The sequence below is a fragment of the Streptomyces sp. NPDC060198 genome (assembly GCF_042728415.1).
Lineage (GTDB): Bacteria > Actinomycetota > Actinomycetes > Streptomycetales > Streptomycetaceae > Streptomyces.
This window is the reverse complement of record NZ_JBHWZJ010000644.1, coordinates 1-1,896: the sequence shown is the minus strand read 5'-3', so window position 1 is coordinate 1,896 and position 1,896 is coordinate 1. Positions and strand designations below refer to the sequence as shown.

The window sequence follows — 1,896 nt, the reverse complement described above, 5'->3', positions numbered from 1 at the left end:
GGCGACCAACCGCAACCGCTCCCCCGCGGTCGCCGCACGGTCCCACCGCTGCCGCGAGCGACACAGGATCCGCGGGTGGGCGGCCGGAGAGGTCTCCGGCCGCATACACGCGGGTGGGTCAGCCCACCACCCCGGCGGGCCGGGGAGCACCTTCCCGGGACGCCGCGTCCCGTCCCCGCGAGGGGAGCAGCAGGCGCTCGGTGAAGGCACCGAAGATCAGCCCGAAGCTCACCCAGAGGGTGGCCTGGACCGCGAGGGTGGAGAGCCGGAATTCCCAGAGCAGGGTCGCCGGGAAGTCCGATCCCACCTCGTCGAACGAGGGCAGGAACACGTACGCGAGTCCGATCAGCAGGACGTATCCGGCGGATGCGGCGACGGTCGCGTTCCAGTTGCCGAGGCGCGGTGCGAGCCTCCTCCCGGCGATGACGGCGGCGACGGCGAGAAGGATGCTGAGTGCCACCATGAGGAAGAAGAGTCCCGTGCGTTGGCCGATGGTGTCCGGGTCGCCGACGGCCGGCGGGTTGGCCGGGTACTTCAGGAACGGTACGAGGTACACGGTCAGCAGCGCGGCCCCCGCGACCAGCGCCGCGGTGGCCCGGGGGCCGAAGCTGCCGATGCGGCCGAGGGCGTAACAGAAGACGAGTGCCGCGATGCCTCCGACGGCAACGCCGAAGACGAGGACGCCGGTGGCGAGACCTCCGGTGGCCTGCATCGTCCGGCTGACCAGTTCCTCGCCGCCGTGGTGGTCGTGTTGGTGGGCTTCTTCCAGGGCGATGGACGCGTCCACCCGGGACTCACCGAGGAAGTAGGCGACGAGGAGTGCCGCGACGCCCGCGAGCAGGCCCGCGAGCATGCCGCGGACCAGAAGTGCTCGAACGGATATGGAGTTCATGTGAGTTCGGTCCCCTGTGGGTCTTGGGGCGTGTGTCGAAAGTGGCGCCGTTCGCCCGTGGGGCGGGTCCGGCGGCGTCCGGTGCGTGCGATCGCACGGCGGAGGGGCACCCCGATACTGGATGTACCGGGGTGATCCCGACAACGCGGCGAGCGTGCGTGCCGGGCGTCGCCGGACAGGCGGGACTGTCGACACACGCCCTAGGGCGTGTTGCGAATATGGCGCCGTCCGCCCGGAGGGCGGGTCCGGTGGCGTCCGTGCGTGCGCACGACGGAGGGTCGCCCCGATACTGGGATGTATCGGGGCGATCCCAACAACGCGGCGAGCGTGCGTGCCGAGCGCCGCCGGACAGGCGGGACTGTCGGAACTCGCCCTAGTGGCAGGGGAAGCCGAGAAGGTGACGGCCGTCGTGGACCCACTCGTGGACGGCCTCACCGGAGATGACCGAGGTGGCGCCCTGCTCCGCGCCGACGAAGTACAGCAGGACGAGCATGAGAATGCCGAAGAAGACCGCCCACGGGGCGATCGCCTTCAGCGATATGGGGGTGACGGCGGGTACGCCGGCCGAGGGTGCGGCAATATGTGCCATGGCAGAACCTCCTGAGGGAACACGCGTCCCGATCGTGGTGCCTGAGACGACGGTGCTGGGTCTGACTTCCCGCAGGTACGGGTTCACAGTGGCGCGACCGTGCCGGATTCTCACCGGACTTCCGTTACGCCGTCGTCATGCTCGTCAGACCATAGCGCCTGTGTTCGGGCGCCGCCATGGGCGCGAGGTACTGCCCGCGACCAACGCGCTTTCTTCGTGCGACTGTTGAGAGTGAAGGAGACTTCAACGATGACCCTGCGGGTGATGTTCGTCTCACCGGCACTGAACCCCGCGCTCCGCGAGGCCAGGTTCGCCGGTGCCGGTGACGGCGGGATCGACGACGCGGGCGAGCGCCGCGCACGCGCCGCCGCCCCGGCCGTCCCCGGCGCCGGGCTCCACCTGTCGGGCCCTTCGG

Annotated in this window: 2 protein-coding genes, 1 pseudogene and 1 riboswitch; of the genes and pseudogenes, 1 reads left to right on the top strand and 2 read right to left on the bottom strand. The window is 70.4% G+C overall.

Annotated features, from left to right (window positions below):
- Positions 1 to 118 precede the first annotated feature (118 nt).
- Positions 119 to 892: a CbtA family protein gene (locus ACFWEP_RS34415; protein WP_387376200.1), complete on the bottom strand. Its 774-nt coding sequence runs from the start codon at positions 890 to 892 to the stop codon at positions 119 to 121.
- A 373-nt stretch (positions 893 to 1,265) separates the two neighbouring features.
- Positions 1,266 to 1,481, bottom strand: a complete 216-nt coding sequence (locus tag ACFWEP_RS34410) for a CbtB-domain containing protein (protein WP_387376198.1) — start codon at positions 1,479 to 1,481, stop codon at positions 1,266 to 1,268.
- A 3-nt stretch (positions 1,482 to 1,484) separates the two neighbouring features.
- A riboswitch (adenosylcobalamin (AdoCbl) riboswitch) is annotated at positions 1,485 to 1,631 on the bottom strand.
- Between the two features lie 99 nt (positions 1,632 to 1,730).
- Between ACFWEP_RS34410 and ACFWEP_RS34405 the strand changes: the two are divergent.
- A pseudogene (locus tag ACFWEP_RS34405) lies at positions 1,731 to 1,896 on the top strand (histidine phosphatase family protein); the annotation flags it as partial.

Bases quoted from the DNA above. Each gene is read 5' to 3' on its own strand.
- ACFWEP_RS34415 (WP_387376200.1), bottom strand. From the start codon at position 892: ATGAACTCCATATCCGTTCGAGCACTTCTGGTCCGCGGCATGCTCGCG.
- ACFWEP_RS34410 (WP_387376198.1), bottom strand. From the start codon at position 1,481: ATGGCACATATTGCCGCACCCTCGGCCGGCGTACCCGCCGTCACCCCC.